This is a genomic window from Jeotgalibacillus soli, from assembly GCF_000829435.1.
GTDB lineage: Bacteria > Bacillota > Bacilli > Bacillales > Jeotgalibacillaceae > Jeotgalibacillus > Jeotgalibacillus soli.
In genome coordinates, this window is record NZ_JXRP01000018.1 from 665,720 (window position 1) to 688,705 (window position 22,986).

At 38.7% G+C, this 22,986-nt stretch carries 18 protein-coding genes; all 18 read left to right on the forward strand.

The features are described 5' to 3' along the window. Positions 1–32 precede the first annotated feature (32 nt). The 18 genes from KP78_RS13595 (at position 33) to KP78_RS13680 (ending at position 22,986) form a co-directional block, all read left to right on the forward strand. Positions 33–1,046: an alpha/beta hydrolase family protein gene (locus KP78_RS13595; RefSeq protein WP_041089717.1), complete on the forward strand. Its 1,014-nt coding sequence runs from the start codon at positions 33–35 to the stop codon at positions 1,044–1,046. Positions 1,047–1,563: 517 nt separating this feature from the next. Continuing rightward, complete coding sequence (locus KP78_RS13600) at positions 1,564–2,925, forward strand: MmgE/PrpD family protein (RefSeq protein WP_052474824.1); 1,362 nt, start codon at positions 1,564–1,566, stop codon at positions 2,923–2,925. Between the two features lie 161 nt (positions 2,926–3,086). Further along, on the forward strand, positions 3,087–5,273 hold the full coding sequence (locus KP78_RS13605) for a hydantoinase/oxoprolinase family protein (RefSeq protein WP_052474825.1): 2,187 nt from the start codon (positions 3,087–3,089) through the stop codon (positions 5,271–5,273). Further along, positions 5,239–7,566 (forward strand): hydantoinase B/oxoprolinase family protein, encoded by a 2,328-nt coding sequence (locus KP78_RS13610; RefSeq protein ID WP_041089719.1) that lies wholly within the window; start codon positions 5,239–5,241, stop codon positions 7,564–7,566. The genes KP78_RS13605 and KP78_RS13610 overlap by 35 nt, the downstream gene beginning before the upstream one ends. A gap of 171 nt (positions 7,567–7,737) precedes the next feature. After that, positions 7,738–8,526, forward strand: a complete 789-nt coding sequence (locus KP78_RS13615; protein WP_041089720.1) for an SDR family NAD(P)-dependent oxidoreductase — start codon at positions 7,738–7,740, stop codon at positions 8,524–8,526. A 326-nt stretch (positions 8,527–8,852) separates the two neighbouring features. Next, positions 8,853–9,266, forward strand: coding sequence for an acyl-CoA thioesterase (locus tag KP78_RS13620; RefSeq protein ID WP_084220071.1), 414 nt, complete (start codon positions 8,853–8,855; stop codon positions 9,264–9,266). 47 nt (positions 9,267–9,313) lie between these two features. Then, complete coding sequence (locus KP78_RS13625; RefSeq protein WP_052474827.1) at positions 9,314–9,916, forward strand: TetR/AcrR family transcriptional regulator; 603 nt, start codon at positions 9,314–9,316, stop codon at positions 9,914–9,916. Between the two features lie 27 nt (positions 9,917–9,943). After that, positions 9,944–10,912, forward strand: a complete 969-nt coding sequence (locus tag KP78_RS13630) for a thiamine pyrophosphate-dependent dehydrogenase E1 component subunit alpha (protein ID WP_235420948.1) — start codon at positions 9,944–9,946, stop codon at positions 10,910–10,912. A gap of 5 nt (positions 10,913–10,917) precedes the next feature. Next, complete coding sequence (locus KP78_RS13635) at positions 10,918–11,913, forward strand: alpha-ketoacid dehydrogenase subunit beta (protein WP_041089724.1); 996 nt, start codon at positions 10,918–10,920, stop codon at positions 11,911–11,913. A gap of 17 nt (positions 11,914–11,930) precedes the next feature. After that, entirely contained in the window at positions 11,931–12,968 is a 1,038-nt protein-coding gene (locus tag KP78_RS13640) for a CatA-like O-acetyltransferase (protein WP_052474828.1), read from the forward strand. Between the two features lie 15 nt (positions 12,969–12,983). Beyond that, positions 12,984–14,675, forward strand: coding sequence for a dihydrolipoyl dehydrogenase (gene lpdA / locus KP78_RS13645; RefSeq protein ID WP_041089726.1), 1,692 nt, complete (start codon positions 12,984–12,986; stop codon positions 14,673–14,675). A gap of 19 nt (positions 14,676–14,694) precedes the next feature. Continuing rightward, a complete protein-coding gene (locus KP78_RS13650; RefSeq protein WP_041089728.1) occupies positions 14,695–15,483 on the forward strand; it encodes an enoyl-CoA hydratase/isomerase family protein in 789 nt (262 codons plus the stop codon). 23 nt (positions 15,484–15,506) lie between these two features. After that, positions 15,507–17,060, forward strand: a complete 1,554-nt coding sequence (locus tag KP78_RS13655; protein ID WP_041089730.1) for an acyl-CoA synthetase — start codon at positions 15,507–15,509, stop codon at positions 17,058–17,060. Then, a complete protein-coding gene (locus KP78_RS13660; protein ID WP_041089732.1) occupies positions 17,057–18,229 on the forward strand; it encodes an acyl-CoA dehydrogenase family protein in 1,173 nt (390 codons plus the stop codon). The genes KP78_RS13655 and KP78_RS13660 overlap by 4 nt, the downstream gene beginning before the upstream one ends. A gap of 24 nt (positions 18,230–18,253) precedes the next feature. After that, positions 18,254–19,489, forward strand: coding sequence for an ABC transporter substrate-binding protein (locus KP78_RS13665; protein WP_200889229.1), 1,236 nt, complete (start codon positions 18,254–18,256; stop codon positions 19,487–19,489). A 62-nt stretch (positions 19,490–19,551) separates the two neighbouring features. Beyond that, positions 19,552–20,445 carry a branched-chain amino acid ABC transporter permease gene (locus KP78_RS13670; protein ID WP_041089734.1) on the forward strand — a complete coding sequence of 298 codons (894 nt, stop codon included), beginning with the start codon at positions 19,552–19,554 and terminating at the stop codon, positions 20,443–20,445. A gap of 2 nt (positions 20,446–20,447) precedes the next feature. Then, on the forward strand, positions 20,448–22,262 hold the full coding sequence (locus KP78_RS13675) for a branched-chain amino acid ABC transporter ATP-binding protein/permease (RefSeq protein ID WP_041089735.1): 1,815 nt from the start codon (positions 20,448–20,450) through the stop codon (positions 22,260–22,262). Further along, entirely contained in the window at positions 22,255–22,986 is a 732-nt protein-coding gene (locus KP78_RS13680) for an ABC transporter ATP-binding protein (RefSeq protein ID WP_041089737.1), read from the forward strand. The genes KP78_RS13675 and KP78_RS13680 overlap by 8 nt, the downstream gene beginning before the upstream one ends.

The window sequence follows — 22,986 nt, forward strand, 5'->3', positions numbered from 1 at the left end:
AATTTAAATAAAAAAGAGGAGGGAGGATAATTATGTGGAAACTGGATACGTACTTTGAAGGATTATATAAGATTATGCAGACTGAACAGGACACCGATCATTCACAAAGAAACCATCGTAAGTATTTATCATCAATGCTGAGACAAGCATTAGGTGATTTTCCCGAGAAAAGTCCAGAATATAAAATTGACATTTTAGAAAGTGAAGACAATCCAGATTACATCCGTGAGCGTATCTGTTTTCAAACTGCAGAGGGATTAGCTGTACCTATATACGTTTTAACTCCGAAAGTAGGCAGCCTCGAAAGCTTTCCAGCGGTCTTAGCTTTGCATGGTCATGGATATGGCAGTAGAGAAATCGTCGGACTGCTTCCTGATGGTTCTGAGGATAATGGTGAGCCCGGCAGCCATCAACATTTTGCACTGCAGCTTGTAAAGAAAGGAATGAAAGTGTTCGCTCCAGAGGTTCTTGGATTTGGAGATCGCATGTTGAAACATGATCAAGAACATAATAAACCTTGTTCTTGCTACACAATGGCAACACATCTTTTACTATATGGGAAAACACTTGCAGGTATAAGAGTGTTTGAAGCAATACGTACAATCGACATTTTGAATTTATTTGATGATGTAGATAATGATAGCATTGGAATTATGGGATTTTCCGGAGGCGGTCTGATAGCAGCATATGCTTCCTCATTAGATGAAAGAATTAAAGCAACTGTATTAAGCGGATTTGCTAATACCTTTAAAGGTAGCATTCTTTCAAATGAACATTGTATTGATAATTACCTTCCAGGAATCCTACAATATGCAGAGCTGCCGGAACTAATCGGTTTAATTGCTCCAAGAAAATTGTTTGTTGAATCAGGTACCAAAGATACAGTTTTTCCTGTTGAGCATGCAAAAAAAGCAATAGCTGCTTTAGAGAAAACGTATGTCCAATTTCAAGCAAATGGTCAATTTTTCTACGATATTTTTGAAGGGAAACATGAGATTAGCGGGAGACGCTCTTATGATTGGCTGCGGGCTGCTTTAAAATCTTAACTGCATCATCATAATATGATAACTAAACCGTTTCTATGAAACTATACTAATTTCAAGCCTAACAAGATATCGAATAATATTTTTCTGTTTTTAGAGATGTTATAAAAATGGTTCTTTTTAAGGGAAATTGGTTTTACCTTGTTTTTTAAGAAGATAGATAGTAACAATCTTTTTTATAAAGTAATGAAAGAGTTTTATAAAAGTAAGAAGAAAGTAGTCATTTTTTCAATTAGATTAAATAAATCTCAGCTTATCCTATATAAAAATGAAAAATAAAGAATTTTTAAATAATGTTGACAAAAATACCATCTAGTCGGTATAGTTTTTATAAAATTCCAGATATATTTGCCATGATTAAATTGATCTTGATTTACCAGTTATCATTTCGCTCAATCTTAAATTATTATTTTCACTAAAATCATGGAGGATGGACCATACACAGAATTTCATTTGTTATCTAAGTCAGTTGAACTCTATACTGATTTATAAAATTTATGCTATTGGAAGGAGAAGAATTATGTCCCAAACTGTCAGTGAAAGATTAGCAGCATTTACGTCTCAACTGTCTTACAGTGATATTCCAGATGAAGTTGTAGAAAAAGCAAAAACCTGTCTTATACATGGAATTGGAGTAGGACTTGCTGGTTATAAAACCGATTTCCCAAGAATAGCAGCGGAGATTGTAACTCATAACAGCTCTAAATCCAATCAGGCTACTTTGTTATATAACGGATCAAGATGCTCTCCAATGGATGCTGCTTTTGCCAATGCGGTTCTTTTTCATAGCCGGGTTCAAGAAGATACACATAATACTGCTCACCTTGGAACAGTGGTTATCCCAGTAGTGCTGGCATTGGGTGAAGCCGGGAAAAAAAATGGTGAAGAATTACTAACAGCTCTGATTGCCGGCTATGAAATAGGTGGGGTACTAAGTAAGCACTATACATCAAAAACAACTCCTAGAGGTTTCAGAGCAAGTTCAATTTATGGGATTTTTGGTGCAGCAGCGGCAGCATCTAAGCTATTAAATCTGAACGAAGAACAGACCGCTCACGCGTTAGGGTTTGCAGCAAGTTTTGCATCCGGAACTTTGGAAGCGTTTACATCAGGAACGATGGAGTGGAGATTTGAAAATGGACTAGCTGCAAAAAACGGGATTTTAAGTGCATTATTATCCAAGCATGGAGCAGACGCCTCATCACATTCGTTTGAAGGTAAAGGGGGCTTTTTCCATGCATTTGCAGGAAATAGAGAGGAAACGCAGAACATTACTGAAAATTTAGGGAAGCTGTATGAGATCTTGAATGTGACCTTTAAACTTTATCCTGTATGTGCGTTTAATCAAACTCCTGTAATTAATGCAATTCAAATAGCGAAAGATTCACAAATTCCAACTGAACAAATTCAATCTATAAAAATAGAGATGAATGCGTACGAAGCTAACTATCCAGGAATGAGTTCTAAAGGTCCTTTTGCTAATATCAGTCAAACGTTGATGAGCGCTCCTTATTGCGTTGCTGTTTCATTATTGGATAGTAAAGTAACCCTAAGCAATCTTCAGCAATTTAATGATAAAACAATTCACAAACTTATCTCTAAAACAACAATCATTTCACCAATTGATTTTAAACCATTATGTTCAAGAATTACTGTGGAACTCGAAAATGGCCAGATGATCGAAAGGGAAATGAACATTACGGAGGATTATTACAATTTTAATATAGAAGAAGACATACAAATTATTAAAGGACTTGAAAAAGAGATGAATATCACTAAAATCGATTTAAATCAATTAATCACTCATATAGTAAATCTTGAAGAAATTGATAATATTTCAGTTCTAATTCCAACGTTTTCGAAAGTCGAGGAGAAAATATAATTTTCAATTAAATCTCGGTTAAAAAATACCATCTGGTCGGTATTATTAAATAATCAAGATATATTTTAAGGAGGTGAAAAAATCTTTAAACTACTTTAATTCCTAAAAATTCGTCAAAGCAATGGATCCTTCAAAAAACAATGGAAAGGATGTTAGTGATTATGCGTAATTCTATGCTTGAATTGATTTGTTCTGTAGATATTGGTGGAACATTTACGGATTCTGTAATCGTTACTAGTGAGGGGACAGTCGCAGAAGGAAAGGCTTTGACTTCATACAATGATCAGTTTAAATCAGGATTTTTTAATAGTATTGAATCTGCAGCAGAGAAGTTAAATATAAGCCCCAATGATCTTTACAAAAATATCACAATGATCTCACATGGTTCTACAGTAGCCACCAATACAGTTGTAGAACACAATGGTGCAAATGTTGGCTTACTTACAACAAAGGGATTTGAAGACACAATTAATATGATGCGCGGACTCGGACGTGTAACAGGGGAACCTTCGGAAAATATATTAAAAATCACAGAGACTAGCAAACCAACTCCGCTGGTGTCAAAAGATTCTATATTTGGAATTACGGAACGTATCGATTCTCAGGGAGAAGTAATTGTACAGCTAGATGAAAATAATGTGAGAAAAGCTGCTCGTACGTTGTTGGACCAAGGGGTTAATGCTATTGCCATTTCGTTCCTCTGGTCGTTTAAAAATTCTTTACATGAAGAGCGTGTTAAAGAAATTATTCATGAAATGGACCCTTCAATCTTTATTACGTGCGGTCATGAAGTCACCAAGACTCTCGGGGAGTATGAACGTACAGTTGCTGCCGTTATCAATGCATATGTTGGACCAGTTACTTCGAAATATTTGGAGGAAATTAAAGGAAGTCTTCGTGGGAAAGGAGTCGATGCTTCTTTACTCATAATGCAATGCCACGGAGGAATGATTCCACTAGAGAGAAGCAAGCAGCTACCTGTACAAACCATTGGATCGGGTCCAGTCGGAGGAATTATGGGTTGCGTCAAAATCATGAGTGAACTTGGTATAAATAATCTTATCGCTACAGACATGGGGGGGACAAGCTTTGACATTGGATTGATTAGGGATGGACAGCCACTTTCAGCTGAAAAGACAATCTTAGAGAAATATCAGTATAACGTTCCAAATGTAGAAATAATCTCGATAGGTGCTGGAGGAGGAAGTATCGCTTGGATTGATCCGTATAGCGGAGCAATGCGAGTAGGTCCCCAAAGTGCCAAGGCTAATCCTGGTCCAGCCTGCTATGGTTTAGGAGGGACTAAACCAACCGTTACCGATGCTGATCTCTTACTAGGGTATATTGATCCAGAAACAGTTTTTGGTTTTGGAAATGGTCGAGGGTTAAAACCAAGTGTTGGATTGGCAGAAGAAGCCGTGTCAACAATCGCTGAACCTCTTGGAATTTCAATTATTGATGCCGCTATGGGTGTAGTAGAAATTGTTAATGCCAAAATGGCTAACATTATTGAGAATGAGGTTATAGGTAAAGGATTTGATCCTCGCGATTTTGCTCTTGTTGCTTATGGTGGTGCAGGTCCAATACATGCAGCTGCGTATTCACGTGACCTCGGAATCAAAATGATTGTCGTTCCAGGTGAAACTTCATCTGTATGGTCTGCTTTTGGCATATCCACTAGTGACATTCGCTATGAACTTGAAGAGGAAGTTGGTCTCCTATCTCCTTTTGCACCTGAGACATTGGATGATCGATTAACGAATCTCGAAATAAAAGGTAAAAATATAGTAGATAAAGAGATCAGTGAGGATGTCTCCATTCATTTTTCACGTTTTGCTAAGCTGCGTTATCAATGGCAGCGGCATGAATTAGAAATCAGGATTCCTGACAGTCCATTGAATGAGGAAAAAGTACAAGAACTGATCGCAGAATTTACTCATCAATATGAAGAACGTTATGGTTCCGCAGCTCTTCTGCCTGAAGCGAAGGTAGAAATCGTTTCAGTACGTTGCGAACCAATGATAGAAGTACCGAAATTCGAACGAAAAAGGCTGCCAGGCAGTGGCAAAACTCCAGCAGCAGAAGCTTTAAAATCTAGCCGTCACGTATATTTTAGTCGTAACAGTCCACCAGTGGAAACGAATATCTATAATGGAAGTTTACTAAATAGTGAGAACATCATCGAAGGACCAGCAGTTATTGATTTACTTGGGACTTCAATTGTAGTGGATGTAAACCAAACTGTTATGAAAACAACTCATGGAGATTATATCATTCGAATTAATACAAATTTGGAGGAGGAAAAATTTGACCATGACAACATCTCACTCAATAGACAACCATCGTAAATTTTGGGACGGAAATCTTCATGCTTATATCCCGGTTGAGCCATTACAAATTCCACCATCTGTAAAACTACACCGTAATTACAAAACAGATATTGATCCAATTACCTATGAAGTAGTTCGACATAACCTTTGGAATGCAAACCTAGAACAAGGAAAGATTGTAGAAAATTTAGCCGTATCCCCAATTACATTAGAAACAAGGGATTTCCAAACAGCTATATTCACTGAAGATGCTGAAATTTTATTCTTTGGCCCATACTTACAATATTTTGGTGGAATGCTTGATGTAATGATTAAATATGTCATCGAAAAACGCGGAGAGGAACCAGGCATTCATGACGGAGACGTTTTTATGCAAAATGATCCTTGGGTTGGAACAGCTCATCAACCAGATGTTGGTATTTTTGCACCGGTTTATTGGGAGGGTGAAATCTTTTGCTGGGTAGCGAACTGTCTGCACCAAAATGACGTTGGCGGGACTACTCCTGGTAGTTTTTGTCCAGGGGCAAAAGATATTTTTCATGATCCACCAGTCTTTCCACCTATGCGAATTGTTAAAGAAGGTAAACTAGATATTGAAATCGAAGCAGCTTTCAGACGTCAATCTCGTACACCCGTAAATGTAGCATTAGATTTACGTGCAGCAATTGCAGCCTGTCATGCTTCAAAAACTAGAATCCTAGGCTTAATAATAAAATATGGACCTGAAACCGTTAAAGGTGTCATGAAAAAGATTCTTGATACAAGTGAAAACGCTCTGCTCGAACGACTTCAGACCATTCCAGACGGAACATGGAAAGAGCGTGCCTACCAGGAAGTCGCCGTGACGGGCGATCGTGGTGTCTACCGAATCGAGTTATCTATTACAAAAAAGGGTGACACGTTAACAATTGAAAATAACGGTACAGAAGAGCAAGCTGGGGCAATCAATTTACCATTCGCTGCTTGGCGAGGAGCCATTCTATCTGCATTTAACGTCATTTTGCTAGCTGATCAAATGGGAGCTGGTGGTGGAGGGGCAGCGAGACACTGTACTTTCAATCCTACTCCAGGAACAATGACCTGCCCAGATTACGGAGTCGCTGTAAGTCCTGCAGGAATTTATGCAACGGAGTTAGGGGTGGCGATGGCTAATACATTGATATCTAAAATGTTGTTAGCATCAAGTGATCCTGCACTTCGTCAATTAGCACTAAGTACGACGAATGGTCAATGGCAAATTCATATTCATTCAGGTATTAATCAGCGCGGGGAATATTATGTTGGACCGATGTTAGACACGATGATTGGCAGCAGTGGTGCAACCCCATATCGAGATGGTTCATTCGCTGACGGCCAATGGTGGATACCGGAAGGGCAGGGACCAAATGTCGAGGGTTATGAACGGGATTGGCCGATCCTTTATCTATATAGAAAGGAACACCAAGATTCTGCTGGAGCAGGAAAATTCAGGGGCGGCAACGGTGGTATTCTGGCTTACATGCCCCATAAAGGACAAGTTGGTCTTGGAGTTTATACTGCAGAGGGTATACCAAAAACTTCTGGTGTACTTGGGGGATCCCCGGGTACCAGAGGTGAAACTGTTTTGATTAAGAATTCAAATATATTAAATATTATGACTTCTGGACGACTCATAGACAGTGTTGAAGAGCTAGAAGGTGAGCGTCCTCCGTTAACAGGAAAAGGACCAGCTATTGAATTAGGTGCGGACGATGTTCTTGAATGGAACTGGGGATCTTGTGCAGGTTATGGCGATCCACTTGATCGAGATCCTGAACTAGTACGCCTAGATGTAGAAACAGGAACAACATCAGTAGAATTTGCCGAGACGGTATACGGAGTAGTCCTTACAAATCAGCAAACAATTGATGCTAATGAAACAGATTATTTAAGATTGCAAATTCGTCGTAACCGCCTTAAAGAAGCTGGAGCTCAAATCTCCAGCCGACTAGAGTCCTTAACACAAGTGAAATTCCAATTACCTGAAAATGCAACGACGCTAGGTGATAATTTTTGGTTTAAACAAAACAATGGGACCACTCATATCTGCTGCACCCATTGTGGAGAAGAGCTAGCTTCTGGTGAACAAAATTTTAAAGATCATGTTCCTGTTCGAGAAGAAGATATAGGAAAGATTGGTATAAAGGATGTTAATTTGGAGCGCTTTGTTGATGCCGAAGTCATTTATCGAGAGTTCTTCTGTCCAAGTTGCGCGGTCCTTCTATCTACGGAGGTTTCTCGTAAAGGAGACCAGCACCTTCATGATTTCATGCTAGAACAAGTCACAAATTAATCTTCCCATTTCTCCCTGGTGTCTTAATTAGCCAGGGGGGAAAAATCAAAGATAAGAATTAAGATGTAAGTTGGATATTACTTATTATCATAATACTAAAAAATAAATTTTAAGTGAAATACTGAATGTATCACATACATAGGATTCTAAATAGAGTATGGAGGTGCAGCAATGGGGGAAAGACTTAAAGGGAAAATATCATTAATCACAGGAAGTGCTCGAGGACTCGGTGCTATGGAATGTATGTCATTTTCTGAAGAAGGTGCGAATGTTATCATTATGGCAGACATTCTCTTAAAGGAACTAGAGGAAACGGTCAAGATTGTAGAGAAATCAGGATCTGCAAGAGTAGTCCCTTTAAAATTAGATGTAACGAGAGAGGGAGATTGGCAGAACGCAGTGGAATATATTGAGAAAGAATTTGGCAAGCTTGACATTTTAGTTAACAACGCAGGAATCACCAAAAGAGTAACGTTTGTAGATTGTAGCTTGGAAGAATGGAACAAAGTTATTGCTGTCAATCAGACGGGAACATTTTTAGGAATGAAATATTGTTCAGAACTGTTAAAACGCTCTGGATCAGGTTCCATTATAAATAAGTCATCTATTGCAGGAATGACGGGGTATTTCGCTGCACCCTACACAGCCAGTAAATGGGCGATCCGTGGCATGACAAAAGCTGCAGCTATGGAATTTGCAGACTGGGGAATTAGAGTGAATTCCATAAATCCTGGATTTATCTGGTCACCTCTAACGGAACCTGCTAAAGAGATGGTCGAAGCATTTTATGAAGTTACAGCTTTGGAGAGAGCAGGTATACCCGAAGAAATTGCAAAAGTAGTTCTATTTTTGGCTTCAGATGACTCTTCTTTTATTACAGGAAGTGAAATTGTGGTGGATGGAGGGCTCACAGCAGGAGGAGAGATTAGAGGCGTCGCTAAAAATCTTGGTATATATTAGAATATTTTCTGAATAAATATAAGATAAATTTTACTTCCTATTCGACACCATTTTGCTCTGTTATAGTATTCGTTTTGGCTTTTATGGTTTTAATTTACCTCTATATATCCACTTGAGTGTTTTTAAAATTTAATATTTTTTAATGCAACACTAGTGCTATATACCAAATATTTAAATTGAATATTCTAATTATATTGACAAACATACCATCTAGTCGGTATTATTTGTTTATACAAAGTATTAAAGTTTGGTCAATGATAGAATCTTAACTATAAGTTCGCAATTCTCTAGTAACATACCATCTAGATAGTTTCTAATCTTAGGAGGTGAGGATCATAATCCACCATACCAAAATCCGCACAAGGTATTGTGAATCTGATGCTTTGGGGCATATTAATAACATAAGCTATCTCGTATATTTGGAGCAGGCTCGTGTGGATTTTATGATGGATTGCAAGATCATTAATAAGATTGAAGATTGGCCTTTTGTACTCGTTTCTATAAGATGTGATTACAAGAAACAGATATATATTAATAATAAAATAATTATAATATCTAAAATAGATGAGATCGGTCGAAGTAGTTTCAAGCTTTGTCATGAGCTGCGAAATATTGGATCTGATGAATTACTGGCTAATGGTGAAGCAGTAATGGTTTATTTTGATTTAAATAAACAAAAAAGTGCTCCTATTCCAAGAGAAATGCGCAGTAAAATGGAAAAATATACACAAATTAATTAATATCTCAGAGTGTTCATATGAGAGGCTTATAGAAAAGGTGTGAAAAAATGACAACAGATTCAACAAATGTAACCAGAAGACAAGGGAGTGACACAAAAACTGAAATTTTAGATGTAGCATTATCCTTGTTCGTGACGAAAGGATATCATCCAACATCCATGCAGGACATTGCTGAAGCAGCTGGATTAACCAAGGGTGGATTATATTATTATCTAAAAAGTAAGGACGAGGTCCTGTATTTGCTTCATGATCGCTTCATTATGGAGGGGTTAAGCTGGTTGCGAAAAGTAGAAGAGGAAGTTAATGACCCGGAGAAAAAGTTAGTTAAACTCCTAAAAACTCATCTCGCCATAATCGATCAATACAAGGATGACATCACTTTATTTTTTGAAGCAATGAAATATTTAAGTCAAGAAAAAAGACAAGAAGTTAAATCAAAAAGAGATGATTATGAAAAGATATTTATTAAGGCAATTGAAGAGGGAAGAAATCAGGGAGTATTTTCAATTGCCAGCAGTGAAATTGCCGTATTGTATATACTTGGAGCCGGCAATTTTATGTACACCTGGTATAAGCCAGAAGGTAAAAAAACAATTGAAGAACTCGCTGATATATTTATCGGAATGATCATGAACGGTTTGGTCAAATAACCTCTAAAGGAGAAGATAGAGTTGGAAGTGAACAAACAGCACCTATTAGGGATTTATCAAACGATGGTAATGATACGTAGGTTTGAAGAGAGAATGTCCCAATTGTTCGCCAGTGGACATATTCCAGGGTTCCTTCACCTATCTATTGGTCAGGAAGCAGTTGCTGCTGGGGTTTGTGCCCACCTCCGTGAGAATGACTATATTACAAGTACTCATCGAGGTCACGGACACTGTATCGCAAAAGGTGCTAATGTGAAAAAAATGATGGCTGAATTATTTGGGAAACAAACGGGTTATTGCAAAGGAAAGGGAGGTTCGATGCACGTGGCCGACGTAGATATTGGCATACTCGGTGCAAACGGGATAGTTGGAGCCGGGTTACCAATCGCTGTAGGTGCAGCCCTTTCTGCTAAATCACAAGGAAATGGTCAAGTCGCTGTTTCATTCTTTGGAGAAGGTGCATCAGGATCGGGGTATTTTCACGAAGCATTGAATATGGCTGCTGTATTAAAATTACCTATCATTTTTTTATGCGAAAGCAATCAATATGCTGAATTCACATCCCGTAGTACTCATTTACCTGTCCTGACTGTAGCTGAAAGAAGTAAAGCCTATGGTTTAGAAGGATTTTGTGTGGATGGCAACAATGCACTGGAAGTTTTTGAAAAATTATCTTTTATCATTGAAACTGTTCGGGCAGGAAATGGGCCTGTAATTGTCGAGTGTTTTACCAATCGCTGGACTGGTCATTATGAAGGAGATCCACAGAGGTATCGTCCAGAAGGTGAGGTTCAAGAATGGAAGAAAAAAGATCCAATCCTCGCTTTAGAAAAAGTCATGACCAACCAATATAAAATAGTTAATCCTCAACTTGAGGAAATCAGAAAATTCGTAGAAAAGGAATTGGATGAAGCGGAGCAATTTTCAAAAAACAGTCCACTTCCTCAGGGAGAAGAAACGCTAGAAGATGTATATGCTGCTACTTCAGGGAGGTAAATAAATTGGCACTGTTGCGTTTTAATCAGGCGATAAATGCAGCTTTGAAAGAGGAAATGACACTCAATCCACAGGTTTTTATAGCGGGAGAGGATATTGGAGCCTCGGGAGGTTCATTTGGTGTAACAAAAGGGTTACTAAAAGAATTCGGAGGGTCACGTGTTATCGATACACCTATTAGTGAAGGTGCGATTGTGGGTTTAGCTGTGGGTTCTGCTGCAAGTGGGTTAAGACCTGTTGTAGAAATTATGTTTATTGATTTCATAGGGGTTTGCTTTGATATGATTTTAAATCAAGCAGCAAAAATGCGATACATGACAGGAGGAAATATGAACCTGCCGCTCGTTATAAGGACACAGTCAGGAGCAGGTTCCAATGCGGGTCCACAGCATTCTCAAAGCTTAGAAGCGATGCTTATGCATATTCCTGGATTGAAGGTAGTGATGCCTTCTAATTCATACGATGCTAAAGGATTACTAAAAACAGCTATCCGTGATGAAAATCCTGTCATTTTTATTGAAAATAAGATGTTATATGGCTCAAAAGGGGAAGTTCCGGATGAAGAATACACAATTCCTTTCGGAAAAGCAAAAGTTGTTAAGGAAGGAAATGATGTTACCATTGTAGCTCTAGGACAAATGGTACCGAAAGCACTGTTAGCAGCAAATGAGTTGGATAAGAAAGGAATCAGCACAGAAGTGATTGATCCACGAACAATCACTCCTTTAGACAAAGACTCAATTTTACAGTCTGTGATTAAAACTGGAAGACTAGTAATTGTCCATGAAGCTGTGAAAATTGGAGGTATCGGTGCAGAAATTACTGCCATGGTGCAAGAAGAGGCGTTTGATTATCTAGATGCACCAATTCAAAGGGTAGCAGCACCTTTTACACCAGTCCCTTATAGTAAACCATTAGAGGACTACTATTTACCGAATGAAAATAAAATTATAGAAGCCGTCATGCGAATCTGTGTCGGAAGGCAATTTGCATTGTCTTGATAGGGAGGAGGATTTAAATGAAATTACAGGTAAGTCGTATATTTGCTTCCCCCCGTGCAAGAAAAATGGCTGAGCTTCAGAATATTCCCTTGGACCAGGTAGAAGGAAGCGGAGCTACCGGAAGAATAATTGAAGAGGATCTGCGTTTTTACAAGCAAAAAAATAAAAGCGCTTACATTAATTCCGGAAGCAAAACATTTAAAAAAATGGAACCTAAGATAGTTAAGGCTACTCCTCTAGCTAAACAGATAGCAAAAGTGGAAAAAATTCACTTAAATGCAATTAGGGGCTCAGGCTTGGATGGGAAAATTACGAGCTCTGACGTCCTCCAACTTGTAGCCAATGTATCTCGGACAAGTTTTGAATCTGCACTGGAATCCGAACACAGAATACCGTTAACTGGCATGAGAAAAATTATTGCAGAACGAATGCTGTACAGTAAACAAACCTCTCCACACGTTACAATAACGGTCAAAGCAGAAGTGACAAGGTTTGACGAATACCGGAAGCAAGGGATGAAAAATGGGATTAAATTCAGCTTCACGGATCTCATGATTATGATTGTTGCACAAAGTCTACAGAATCATCCAAAGATTAACGTATCTCTTGATAAGCAAGAAATTGTATATTATCAAGATTGCAATATAGGTGTTGCAGTTGCACTTGATGACGGACTGGTTGTTCCTGTTATTCATCATGCAAATCAAAAATCTTTATCGGTTATTTCAAAGGAATTGAAAGAGAAGGTAAATCGAGTCAAGCAAGGGAAGTTTCTACCGGAGGATTTACAAAATGGCCGGTTTACCATTAGTAATTTAGGAATGTATAATGTTGACGCATTTACACCCATCATTAATCAACCGGAAAGCGCAATTCTAGGTATAGGAAGAATAATTGAGGACTTGCTAGTCCAAAATGGTCAGATTCGAATCGGTAAAACCATGGTGCTGTCACTTTCCTTTGACCATCGTGTAATTGATGGTGTGCCTGCTGCTTTATTCTTAAATAATATCAAAGACATAATAGAAAATTTGGAACTTCTGCAAATCTCTTGATTAGGAGCAGTGAATATGAAAAAAGAGATAATTGTACCCAAGGCAGGCCTGACTATGACGCATGCAACCATTGATTCATGGCATGTTGCTGAAGGGGATCAAGTCAAAAAAGATCAGGCAATTCTTGATCTTATGACAGAGAAAATTACAGTAGAAGTAAACTCACCTGATGACGGATTTATTGTCTCCATTCAAAAAAGAGAAGGAGAAACAGTCACAGTCGGAGAAGTTTTGGCTGTATTTGAAACAGATCAAAAAAAAGCAGATTCAGATCATTCATCGATAACAAATAAACGCCCAACTCAAGAAATGACAAAAAGCAAAAACAAAAATGCTTATGATGTGGCTATTATAGGGGGAGGTCCCGGCGGGTATGTTGCTGCAATACGCGCTGCACAGCTAGGTGGAAAAGTAGCACTCATTGAAAAGGAAAGTATGGGCGGTGTATGTCTGAATACAGGATGTATTCCTACTAAAACACTTTTAAGAGCATCCGAAATTCTCAAACTATCTAGAAATGCTTCTGCATATGGAATCTTCTTTGATCAACCTCGAATAGATTACGGAAACCTGATGAACTACAAGGAAAACACAATAAAAAAACTACAAAAAGGTATTATACACTTGCTCAAAAAAAATAAGGTTGAGTCCATTCAAGGAATAGGAATAGTAATCTCCCCCACCCAGATCGAAATCCAACAAGAAGAAAATATTTTTTCGATTGAAGCTAAAAATATTATTATAGCTACCGGATCACAACCAATTATACCGAATATATCCGGACTGAGGGATATAGGACCAATGACGAGTAACGAAGCATTGACACGAGAAGAGTTACCGAAAAGCATAGCAATTATAGGAGCCGGAGCCATCGGATGTGAATTTGCAGGGATTTATGCCCCTTTTGGAGTGAAGGTAACCTTAATTGAAAGCGCTGATCAAATTTTGCCTGAGGCAGATCAAGATGTAGCCAAATGTTTAAGTGAATCCTTGAAGAAGGAAGGAGTACGAATCCTTGTTTCATCTCAAGTCACACACACAAAAAAGGAAAACACTAAAAAAATTCTTACTGTCGAAACGGATAAAGGAATAGAAGAAATCCTGGTCGATGATATTCTCATAGCCACTGGAAGAAAGCCTAATATAGAAGGTTTGCTCAAATTTGAAGTGAGGATGGAAGGAAAAAATATTTGGGTTGATAAACAAATGCGTACAAGCATCCCATCACTCTATGCCGTTGGTGATGTGACTGGCATGGAATATTTAGCCCATGTAGCATCTGCACAGGGCATGGTAGCAGGAGAAAACTGTATGGAAAACCCCTCAGCAATGGACTATAGGACCGTCTCACGTTGCATTTATACTAGTCCAGAGATAGCTTCAGTTGGGTTAAGTGAAAAGCAAGCAAAGGACCAAAATTATGATTTTGATATAGGAAAATATTATTTCGAGTCTAATGGAAGAGCATTGACTTACGGAGAAACAACGGGATTCGTAAAGGTTTTGAGGGAAAAGAAATACGGCCAAATCCTCGGAGTTCATATTATTGGACCGAATGCATCAGAGTTGATTGGTGAGGCCGTAATGTCAATCCACCTTGAAACAACAACTGAGGAATTTGCGTTGGCGATTCATCCACATCCTACCTTATCTGAAGCATTTTTTGAAGCGATCCTTTCCAGCATGGGTCGAGGAATACACTCTTGATTAGAAGGGAGAAATCATGATGGATAATAAGTTTCAATATATCAAATATGAAAAAGATAAGGGTATTGCCACAATCATGATTGACCGGCCTGAACGACTAAATGCAATCGATGAAATAGTATTAGATGAACTAGAGGAAGCTTTCAAAATGTTAGATCAAGATGATCAAATACAAATTGCTATTATTACTGGCGGTGGCGATAAGGCTTTTGTAGCCGGCGGTGATATAGATGCAATGAAAAGAATGAATGTGATGGAAGGAAAAAAGTTTGTGTATAGAGGACAGCAGGTATTAAATCAAATTGAGAATTGCAACAAAGTCGTCATAGCTGCCATTAACGGCTATACATTGGGTGGCGGAATGGAATTAGCATTGGCATGTGATATAAGGATTGCATCAGAAAACGCGAAATTGGGACTTCCTGAAGTATGTATTGGGCTCTACCCAGGTTGGGGAGGGACTCAGCGTCTTGTTCGGCTGGTTGGTAAAGGGATTACCAAAGAATTAGTATTCACTGGAAACCGATTAACAGCTGAGGAGGCGAAAGAACTGGGAATTGTTAATAAAGTCGTCAAACATGATGAACTTATGTTTCATTGCCACCAAATGGCGGAAAAAATTTTAACGAATAGTCGCATAGCAGTGATGCAGGCAAAGACTGCCATTAATCAGGGAAGCGAAATCTCCTTGACTCAGGGCTTAGCATTAGAAGCGGAGGCCTGGCTAGTTAATTTTAGTTCGGAGGACCGAGTAGAGGGACTTACAGCATTTCTTGAGAAAAGAAGTCCGCAATATCAAGGTAAATAAGTTAATAGAAGAGAGGATTATGTATGAACTTTACGGGTAATCAAAATTTTTCGTCCATCGTTACTAGGGGCGCATCAAATGAACCGGATAAAGTAGTCATCACCTATCAGGATAAAAAAATCACTTATCGTACTCTTCAAGAAAGAGTTAGTGCGTTATCTCAAGGACTGCTGAAACTAGGAATAAAAAAAGACGATATTGTTGCCGTTCTGCTTTATAACTGTTCTGAATATTTGGAAATATTATTCGCTGTTAACCGAATTGGTGCTATCTTTTTACCCTTAAATTTTCGTTTAGCCGCTTACGAATGCGCCGGAATTTTAGAAGATTCAGGTGCCAAAGTAATTATAAGTGAAGATTCCTTTCATCTGACATTAAATTCAATTAGGGATGGAGTTACAAATCTTCAACATTTCATTACCTTGTCACCAAAACCAGCTGATGATTGGATCTTTTATGAAAAAATGCTAGCAGACAACTTAGGAGCTGATATACCAGATGCACATGTAGAGTTTGAAGATTTGCATCGATTGATGTATACATCTGGAACGACATCTCGACCTAAAGGGGTCATGATCACATATGGAAATTTATATTGGAAAAACATAGGGCATATTTGGGAATTTGATATTACAGCACAGGATAAAACGCTGATTGCAGGGCCTCTTTATCATGTCGGTGGCCTTGATTTGACAGCAACATCTACATTGTATCGTGGTGGAAGTGTAGTTATCTTAAGAAAGTTTGATGCTCTTGAAGTGGTGAAAACCATCGAAAAAGAAAAAACGACCGGGATTTGGTTAGCCCCAGCTATGACGAATATCATTCTTCAGGAGCCTAAAGCTTTCGAGTATCAACTAGACTCGATCCGATATATTATCGGTGGCGGAGAAAGAATGCCAGAACCTTTAGTGATAAAAGTGCAGCAATTATTTAAAAACGCATGGTTCTGTGATGCCTATGGATTAACGGAGACAGTTTCAGGCGATACATTTCTTCCAAAAAATAAAACATTAGAAAAACTTGGTTCCGTCGGACTACCCTGTATCCATCTTGATGTAAAAATTGTCGATAAAGATGGAAATGTACGTCTTCCGAATCAGGTTGGAGAAATCACATTCAGGGGACCAAAAGTTACGAAAGGTTATTGGAAGAATCCTGAAGCAACTAAAAAAGCTATTCGCAATGGATGGTTCCACACAGGAGATATTGGGAGAATGGATGATGAGGGCTATCTCTATATTGTTGACCGAAAAAAAGACATGATCATAAGCGGTGGAGAAAATATTGCTTCTCTGGAAGTGGAGAGAATTCTTTTTGAACATCCTTATATATTAGAAGCATCCGTTATCGGAATACCTCACGAGAAATGGGGAGAAGTGCCGAAAGCCTTTGTCGTGTTGAAACCGGGATATACTCTATCTGCTGAAGAGGTTAAACAACACTGCATGGGGAAACTAGCAAAATTTAAAGTTCCGAAAGAGGTGGAATTCATTAATGAACTTCCACGAAATCCTTCTGGTAAAGTGCTGAAAAGATTATTAAGAAAAGAAGAACAGGGGGGAATGTTGAGATGAATTTCGAACTTACTGAAGAACAACAAATGCTTCGTGATTCTGTACGAAAACTGGCAAAGAATTATGGACTGGAGTATTGGCTAGATAAAGACGAGAAGCATGAATTTGTTCATGAGTTATGGAGTGAACTGGGGAAAAATGGATATCTGGGATTGGCAATCCCTGAGGAATATGGTGGTGCTGGACTTGGTATGTCAGAAATGACTATGGTCATTGAGGAGCTTACATTATCTGGTGCTGGCTCTACTCTCGCTCAGCTCTTCATGCTTACTCCAGTTTTTGGAGGAGTAACAATAAATTTACATGGCAGTGAGGATCAAAAACGAGAATATCTACCCAAAATTGCTTCTGGTAATATGAATTTCTGTATGGCCTTAACAGAACCGAATGCGGGTAGTAACGCATTAGAGATAACAACCTTCGCCAAAAAAGATAAGGATCATTATATTATAAATGGTCAGAAAATTTGGATTTCAGGAGTAGATATTGCTGATAAAATGCTTTTAGTTGCACGCACAACAAAAAAAGATGAAGTAGCAAAAAAAACCGATGGAATCAGTCTTTTTATCGTTGATCCGAAGGACCCGGCAATTACATGTCAACCTATAGATAAATTAGGCACTCATTGTGTGCGGTCAGATACCGTCTTTATTGAAAATCTGAGGGTCCATAAAGATCAGTTAATAGGAGTGGAAGGAAAGGGATGGTCTTATTTGCTGGATACCTTGAATGCTGAACGGATCGTCACTACAGCAGGCCTTATTGGAACTGGCAAACTAGCTATCAAGCTAGCGGTTGATTATGCAAAGGAAAGAAAGGTATTTCGCGATACCCCAATCGGCGCCTACCAAGGTATTCAATTCCCGCTAGCAAGACATAGTGCAGAATTGGCTGTTTCTCAGCTAATGAATTATAAAGCTGCATGGTTATATGATCAAAATCTCCCTAATGGTTCGGAAGCAAATACAGCAAAACTGATCGCTGGTGAAACTGCCTTTCAAGCAGCAGATCGAGCCATGCAGGTAATGGGGGGTTATGGTTATGCAAAAGAGTACTTTATTGAGAGAATTTGGCGGGATGTTCGTCTATTCAAAATAGCTCCTGTCTCAGAAGAAATGGTCTTAAATTTTATTGCCCAGCATGATTTAGGATTACCAAGATCTTATTAATTATTGATAAATGGGGGGAAAACTATGAATAAACGTTATTCAAAAATAGTATGTGGCGGATTATTATTATCCGTTTTTATGGTCATAGGAACGGCATGCTCCAGTAGCGGAAACCAAGTAGATGGTGATCCGAGTGAAACAATTAAGATTGGAATGACTTCCGCTCTTACTGGCCCTTATAGTGAATATGGTGAAGGAAATAAACGTGGAGTTGAACTGGCTATACAAAAATGGAATGATGATGGAGGAATTAACGGAAAGACAATCGAAGTGGAAATTCTTGATGATCAGCTGGTACCGGATACAGCGGCTATAAATCTTCAACAACTTCTTGATGATGAAGAAATTGTGGCGATTATTGGACCAGCCGGCAGTGGACCCGCAATGGCTACTGTACCCATCACTGAAGCGAATGGCATGATCCATATTAATCCAGTAGCCCAAACTCCGGAAATTACATACCCAAATGGCACAGATCATGGACCAAGAAAAAATGTATTTTCCTTTGCATTACAAAACGATGTAGAATCAGAAGTTTTGGGATCGTTTGCGGGTGAGAAATGGAACAAAATTGGACTGATCCACGAAAGTACAGCATACGGAAAAACGGGAATGGATCTCGTGGAAGGTGTGTTGGAGGATAAATTCAGTATCGAAGCTGTGGCTCGAGAAGAATATAACCAAAAAGCACCAGATATGACTGCTCAATTGGCTAAATTGAAAAAAGCTGGTGCTGAAGTTATCGTATGTGTTGGGCTTGGAGCAGATTTAGCAAACATACGAAAAGGAATGAGCAGATTGGACATGAACATCCCCCTTGTTGCGACGAATGGAGCCCTTTCATTGCCATATAAAGAAGGAGCTGGGGATTTAGTTGTTGGAACAATCGGAACGATGATTGGTGTATTTGGAGATGATCCTCTCTCACCAGAAGCAGAGGAATTTGCTGAGGCCTATTCGGAAGCCTATGGAAAGGATCGTTATTGGGGAGACAGAGATAATCCACAGCTATTCATGTCTTTGAGCGTATCAAATGGATATGACGCAGCTAATGTCTTGTTTGAAGCAATAAAGAATGCAGATAGCACAGAATCATCAAAAATTATAGAGGCAATGGAAAATATTCAAAATCTTAATGGAGTTAATGCAAGCTACTCGTTCTCTGAAACAAAACATCATGCAATTGATATCGAGCATATTGGATTGTTCGAATATGTAAAAGAAGGCGATGAAATAATTCTTGTTCCTTATGAGAAATAATCTTAAGAGGGACGTGCAAAAAATCCACAGTTAGCATTTCTATTAAAAATAGGAGGGCCATTATGATTGATTTTCAATTTATGCTCGAATTGATCTTTATGGGAATATGCGTTGGTTCCGTATATTCCCTCATTGCTCATGGCTTTAATATAACTTTTTGGACAACAAAGGTCGTCAATTTTGCACATGGTCCATTTCTAATGTTCTGTTCAATGTTGATTCTAATGTTCTTAAGTATCGGCTTTCCTTGGATAGTCGCCATATTACTCGAAATGTTTTCCATCTCAATAATTGGAGTTATCTTGGAAAGAGTATCAGTAAGACCGCTAGTCAAATCTCCAACAAGCATGGGCTGGATTGTAGCTACATTGGGTGTTGGGCTATTTCTACAGGCTCTTGCTACTAAAATTTGGGGTGCACAAGCTTTGGCTTTTCCAGCATTTATTTTTGAAAGTACAGATTACGTGCCTATTCTAGGGATTAGCATGTCCTTACAGTATTTATTGGTTTTAGGAACAGGTCTTGGAATCATGTTAATTATGGAACTAGTAATGAAAAAGACAATCTGGGGGAAAGCGATGAAAGCTGTTTCTTTCGATCCGGACCTGGCAAGTGTTATGGGGATCAAGTCAAAAAGTGTAGTGACAATCTCATTTATTCTTAGTGCATTATTAGCTGGAGTAGCAGGCTTACTGATTGCACCTATTTATGGAAATGTAGCACCTGATTTCGGTATGAACATTATGGTTTTGGGATTTGTCGCGGCGGTTCTTGGTGGAATGGGGAGTTCGAAGGGCGCACTGATTGGGGGAATGACACTTGGTGTTATTGAGAAACTAGTAGGAGGATATATTTCTACATCAGCCGAGCATGGGGTTGCCTTCGCTATTTTAATACTCATTCTTGCCATAAAACCCGAAGGCTTGTTTGGTATAAAGGCGGTGCAAAAGGTGTGAATATGTTTAAAGAAAGATTATTTCACCCTATTAGCAAAATTTCGTTTATTATTCTCTTGTTTATTGCACCATTATTTTTTTCAGATTCTAATATACAGTTATTCATTTTTTGGGGAATTAACATTCTGCTCGCACAAAGCATAAATCTATTAAGCGGATTTTCAGGCCAAATCTCATTAGGGCATGCAGCCTTTTATGCAATTGGTGCCTATACATCTGCAACATTAATGATTCATTTCGGACTTTCAATTTTTATAACAATCGTCATTGCTGCAATCTTTAACGCGTTTGTAGGATTCTTGCTTTCCATACCGGCAAGGAGAGTAAAGGAATTCTATTTAGCTATGATGACTCTTGGATTTGGATTTATTATTCAGGAAATCGTAAAAGAATGGTCCTCAGTTACTGGCGGAGTAATGGGGTTAAGCGGGATTCCTTCTGCTAAGCTAGGAACCTTAAACTTTTTTGGGATTCAGGCAAACATGGTGATGTACTATTGGTTGGTATTAGTGATAGTGATCGTAACCATGTGGTTGTTGAAAAATTTTGTTCAATCATATATGGGTCGCTCTTTTCTCGCCGTGCATCGCAGCGAACTATCAGCAGAAAGTCTGGGGATTTCTCCTGGAAGTGCGAAGCAGCTCGCTTATACATTAAGTGCGTCAATTGCTGGTATCGCGGGTGCACTATACGCTTCTCAGATGGCCTATATCGGTTCCAACTCTTTTGACATGATGCAGTCTATTGGAATTCTAATAATGGGCATTTTAGGTGGTTTTGGAACGCTGATCGGACCAATCCTTGGTGCTGCCTTCTTAACTTTTGTTCCTAATAAACTTCAGTTTATACAGGATTTTCAGCTGATGATTTATTCGTTATTGTTAGTGATTTCCTTTTTATTTATTCCAAATGGATTTGCAGGATTACTCAAGATAAGAACATCATTGGAAAAAGGAAATAGAATTAATAAATCCATTAAAGCAATCCCATTAAAGAATGACGGTAAACTTCTGAATGAGAAACAATCTTCATTTCTAAAAAAGTCTTTTTCTCCGATACTGAATGTAAAAGAAGTTGTCAAAGACTTTGGTGGTCTGCGAGCATTAAATGATGTCACCATATCTCTATCAAAAGGACAAATACTTGGTCTGATTGGACCCAATGGTTCCGGAAAAAGTACACTTGTCAATCTAATTAGCGGAGTATATCCCGTATCCAAGGGGGAAATTCACTTTAACGGCAAAGATATTACCAATATGGCAACACACTCAATTGCAAGGTATGGGATCATCCGGACATTCCAAGATCCTCATAATGTTCCAACTATGACAGTGAAAGAAAATTTGCTGTTAGGAACACATCGTTTATTCAAATCGAGCCTCTTAGCTTGCACCCTAAATGCAAATCATTCGCTTCGTGAGGAAGAACAAATGCTAACCAGGGTAACTGAAATTATGGAGCTTTGCGATTTAACGGACTATGCTGATGAATTAGCAGGAAATTTGCCGTACGGAATGCAAAGAATGGTTGAGGTTGCTAGGGCTATCCTGGCAGAACCACAGCTTTTGTTACTGGACGAACCGGCTGCCGGCTTATCGGAGGGGGAGCTTGAAGAATTAAACCGTTTAATTAGGTATGTAAAAAACCAGGGAATACCGGTAATTCTTATTGATCATCATATGGACTTCGTAACGGGTCTAGTTGATGAGATTCTTGTTCTTGAATCAGGAGGGGTCATTTATTCAGGAAGTGTGGAAGGGATGCAGAAGGATCACCATGTAATTAGAGCTTATTTGGGGGTGGAACATCATGCTTGAAATAAAAAATCTACAGGTTAATTATGGTCCGATAAACGCATTGAAAGAAGTAACTATGACCATTGAAAAAAATAAAATCAATGCGATTATCGGGGTAAATGGGGCAGGAAAATCCACGCTACTTAATACGATCAGTGGCCTGGTAGATCCTGATCAAGGCGAGATCTCTTATAAAGGAAGGCAGATTCAGAACATTCCTGTGGAAAAGCGTGTAAAACTGGGAATTGGTCATGTAATGGAAGGCAGACGACTATTTAAGGATCAGTCTGTACATGATAATCTGCTTATTGGATTCTATTTTCGAAATCCAAAAGAGAAAAGGAGGAATGCTCTATTAAAAATAAATGAAATTTATAAGCAGTTCCCAATTTTAGGGAATAAGCAGAATCAGATGGCAGGAACATTGAGCGGGGGACAACAGCAGATTTTGATTATTTCTGCAGCCCTTCTGTCCGAACCAGATTTATTGCTTTTAGATGAGCCTTCCTTAGGTCTGGCACCGATAATCATTGATGAAGTCTATCAGTTATTGGAAGAGCTTAAGTCGAAAGGAATGACCATTATTATTTCTGAGCAGATGGCTGCATTAGCGCTCCGTATTTCTGATGTTGGATATATATTAGAAAGAGGACAGGTAGTGAAGAAAGGAGATCGATCCTATCTAAAATCACTATTGGATTCCGATGGATTGTCTTCTGTTTACCTAGGAAAAGCAAAAGTATAA

What these genes read in the sequence shown, in the direction of transcription:
- KP78_RS13680 (WP_041089737.1), top strand. Translation starts at nt 22,255, where the DNA reads ATGCTTGAAATAAAAAATCTACAGGTTAATTATGGTCCGATAAACGCA.
- KP78_RS13650 (WP_041089728.1), top strand. Translation starts at nt 14,695, where the DNA reads ATGGATAATAAGTTTCAATATATCAAATATGAAAAAGATAAGGGTATT.
- KP78_RS13610 (WP_041089719.1), top strand. Translation starts at nt 5,239, where the DNA reads ATGACAACATCTCACTCAATAGACAACCATCGTAAATTTTGGGACGGA.
- KP78_RS13665 (WP_200889229.1), top strand. Translation starts at nt 18,254, where the DNA reads ATGAATAAACGTTATTCAAAAATAGTATGTGGCGGATTATTATTATCC.
- KP78_RS13600 (WP_052474824.1), top strand. Translation starts at nt 1,564, where the DNA reads ATGTCCCAAACTGTCAGTGAAAGATTAGCAGCATTTACGTCTCAACTG.
- KP78_RS13625 (WP_052474827.1), top strand. Translation starts at nt 9,314, where the DNA reads ATGACAACAGATTCAACAAATGTAACCAGAAGACAAGGGAGTGACACA.
- KP78_RS13655 (WP_041089730.1), top strand. Translation starts at nt 15,507, where the DNA reads ATGAACTTTACGGGTAATCAAAATTTTTCGTCCATCGTTACTAGGGGC.
- KP78_RS13615 (WP_041089720.1), top strand. Translation starts at nt 7,738, where the DNA reads ATGGGGGAAAGACTTAAAGGGAAAATATCATTAATCACAGGAAGTGCT.
- lpdA (WP_041089726.1), top strand. Translation starts at nt 12,984, where the DNA reads ATGAAAAAAGAGATAATTGTACCCAAGGCAGGCCTGACTATGACGCAT.
- KP78_RS13660 (WP_041089732.1), top strand. Translation starts at nt 17,057, where the DNA reads ATGAATTTCGAACTTACTGAAGAACAACAAATGCTTCGTGATTCTGTA.
- KP78_RS13595 (WP_041089717.1), top strand. Translation starts at nt 33, where the DNA reads ATGTGGAAACTGGATACGTACTTTGAAGGATTATATAAGATTATGCAG.
- KP78_RS13605 (WP_052474825.1), top strand. Translation starts at nt 3,087, where the DNA reads ATGCGTAATTCTATGCTTGAATTGATTTGTTCTGTAGATATTGGTGGA.
- KP78_RS13640 (WP_052474828.1), top strand. Translation starts at nt 11,931, where the DNA reads ATGAAATTACAGGTAAGTCGTATATTTGCTTCCCCCCGTGCAAGAAAA.
- KP78_RS13670 (WP_041089734.1), top strand. Translation starts at nt 19,552, where the DNA reads ATGATTGATTTTCAATTTATGCTCGAATTGATCTTTATGGGAATATGC.
- KP78_RS13675 (WP_041089735.1), top strand. Translation starts at nt 20,448, where the DNA reads ATGTTTAAAGAAAGATTATTTCACCCTATTAGCAAAATTTCGTTTATT.